The 2,799-nt window shown below is 64.9% G+C and carries 2 protein-coding genes and 1 pseudogene; 2 read left to right on the forward strand and 1 reads right to left on the reverse strand.

Annotation, left to right across the window (positions count from 1 at the left end; translation table 11 throughout):
- Positions 1–422 precede the first annotated feature (422 nt).
- The gene (locus tag FFS25_RS13225; protein WP_137803239.1) at positions 423–1,346 is read right to left on the reverse strand and encodes a LysR family transcriptional regulator; all 924 of its coding nucleotides are present in this window, start codon (positions 1,344–1,346) and stop codon (positions 423–425) included.
- 150 nt (positions 1,347–1,496) lie between these two features.
- On the opposite strand from FFS25_RS13225, the gene FFS25_RS13230 reads away from it, so the two are divergent.
- On the forward strand, positions 1,497–1,904 hold the full coding sequence (locus tag FFS25_RS13230) for a hypothetical protein (protein ID WP_024290686.1): 408 nt from the start codon (positions 1,497–1,499) through the stop codon (positions 1,902–1,904).
- 24 nt (positions 1,905–1,928) lie between these two features.
- Positions 1,929–2,672, forward strand: a pseudogene (locus FFS25_RS13235) (alpha/beta fold hydrolase); the annotation flags it as partial.
- Positions 2,673–2,799 lie beyond the last annotated feature (127 nt).

The raw sequence follows: 2,799 nt of genomic DNA on the forward strand, positions 1-2,799 counted from the left end.
CCCACGAGGCCGTCTCATGGAACCGGCCCAAGGAGGTGCACCTGGGCCTGGCCGACCCCACCACCCCGACATTCAAAACCAAGGAAATCCTGCCAACTACTTGACGCGGGACACCTTCTACGAGCATCCGAAATGAGCCTGAGCTTATGAGACGTCGGTAGACCGGGGCCATGTGAGGTGATGGGGCGATTCAGTACTGGGGTGTCTTAGCGGCATATGGTTGGGGTCTGGTCCCACAATTCGACGTCGCCGTAGTTCTTTCCCCGGGCTGTTCAGTGCTCCGCTCCTGGGCGCCTGTCTAACTGGCGGCCACGGCAATGGGTGTCAGGACGGCGAGGACAAGCATCACGGTGGGTATGGCCCGCCGTCAGGCGCGGCCCTCGGTGACGCACGGCGGATGGGCCCCGCTACGAGCGGACCGCTTAGATCGTCTGTGACGTCCGGGGGAGTGAGGTGCTGAGGGCGGTGAACTGGGCGGTTTCGACGAAGGCGCGCGCTGCCCAGTCTTCGTTGTCCTGGCGCCAGGCCACACTGACAGTGGAGGGAGACAGATCGGCCACGGGGACGAAAGCCAGGCCGGGGCGACTGTAGAAACGTTGGGTAGAGGCTTGCGTGAAGGCGACGCCTTGGTGACTGAGGATGGCCTCGAAACACTCGTCGACGGTGCTGACCTCGGAGCCGATGACCGGGGAGTGGTTGTGACGGGCGTCGGTGGCCAGCCAGAAGTCCCGCCACAGATCCGGGGCGTTGCGGGCGATGAAGGGTTCATCGAGGAGTTCTTCTACCCGGACCGAGGATCGGGTAGCCAGCTCGGAGGCCTCTGAGACCGCTAGAACCCGGGGTTCGGTGAACAGGGTGGACATCCGCAGCTCTTTGAACTGCGGCAAGGGTGGGCGAACGAAGGCGACGTCGGCGCTGCCATCGGCCAACCCAGCGGTGGGATCGCCGAAGGGGTAGGAGCGCATTTCGACCTGGACCGCCGGGTTGCTGTGGCGATAGGCCTCCAAGACGGCCCGGGTGAGTTCGGCGGCAGCATTGGCCTGGAAACCTACCACCAGTTTTCGGCCCGGTTCCCGGGCTGCCCGCCGGGTCAAGGAAGCGGCCGCCTCAGCGGCCGCCAGCAGGTCCCGGGCGTGGACCAGCAGGACCTCCCCGGCCGGGGTCAGGGTCACCCCGCGGCTGGTGCGGTTGAGCAAGGGGGTGTCGAGGGAGCGTTCGAGATTGCGGATCTGCACGCTCAGTGACGGCTGGGCGATGTGGAGCCGGGTGGCGGCGCGTCCGAAGTGCAGCTCTTCAGCAACAGTGACGAAGTAGCGCAGAACGCGCAGCTCGAAGGAGGGCTGCATGACTCAACGGTAGTGACCGCCCCGTTGGCTGGCAATAGTCGTGGCCTATCGCCCCATCGAAGAGGAGTAATGGATTTGTGAGACAGGTCACGCTCCAATGAAGGAGGCAGACGCCAGGGACAGAGCACGTCAGGCGGGAAGGACCACAACATGACTACCACCACCTCCACCACCTCGACCCAGCAGTGGGTTGACGCCTTCACGGCGGCCAACGACCAGGACCCCGAGCTCCTGGCCCACGGGAAGTACTTCACCTGCTCCTACCTGCTGGACATGGACGAGCACTCCTTCGTAGTGCGAATGAACGCGGGGAAGGTCGCTGAAATCAGCGTCGACCCCGGACCCCTCGACGCCCCGTACCAGTTCGCCATCCGCGCGAGTGCGGCCACCTGGCGAGAGTTCGGCACCGAGATGCCCGCCCCGATGTTCCACGGCATCTGGTCGGCATCCTTCCAGCGCGACATGGCCCTGGAGGGCGACGTGCTGGTGCTGATGCAGAACCTGCGCTGCCTCACACGCCAGATCGAACTGCTGCGCACCGTCGGCGTCCCCGTCTGAACCGCCTGAACAAGGAGAACTCTCATGGCTCGCATCTCACCTGTCACCGGCCACTACGTCACCGTCGACGTCGACGGACGGGAGTACAAGGTCTTCTACCTCGAAAACGGCACCGGCCAGCCGTTGGTCTGCCAGCACACCGCCGGCTGCCACAACCACCAGTGGCGGGACCTGCTCGAGGACGAGGAGATCACCGCCAACTACCGGGTCATCGCCTACGACCTGCCCCGCCACGGGAAGTCCGACCCGCCCGAGAACACCGCCTGGTGGACCGAGGAGTACAAGCTCACCGCCGACCACTTCGCCAACTTCATCATCGCCTTATGCGATGCCCTGGAGCTGGAGAACCCGATCTTCATGGGCTCTTCCTTCGGCGGCAACATCGCCCTGCAGCTGGCCTACCGGCGCCCGGACCGCTTCGATGCGGTCATCCCGGTCGAGGGTGCGGACTACTCCCCGGGCTTCTACCTGGATTGGTGGCAGCACCCGCACGCCAACGCCGCCCAGGTCTGCGCCTCCGGTACCTGGGACCTGATGGCCCCGCAGTCCCCGGATGCCGACCGGTGGAAGACCTGGTTCTATTACACCCAGGGCTCGGAGTCCTTCAAGGGGGATTTGCACTACTACTCGGTCGACCATGACTTGCGCGGCAAGCTGGGAGAGATCGACACCGATCAGTGCGCGGTGGTGCTGATGACCGGGGAGTATGACTACCTCACCACTCCCGAAGACGGTGAGCGGACGGCCTCGCAGATCCGCAACGCGGAGTTCATCGAGATGAAGGGGCCTTCACAGCTGAGTGTGGGTAGCGGTCTTCCGCCAGGGGCGATGACCGCCTGCGGCGAGCAGGGCCCGTAACCGGTAGTTGTCGAAGTTACGGAAGCCGCGGGCGACG

It is taken from the genome of Kocuria sp. 2SI, assembly GCF_005502825.1.
In the GTDB taxonomy this organism is placed as follows: domain Bacteria; phylum Actinomycetota; class Actinomycetes; order Actinomycetales; family Micrococcaceae; genus Kocuria; species Kocuria palustris.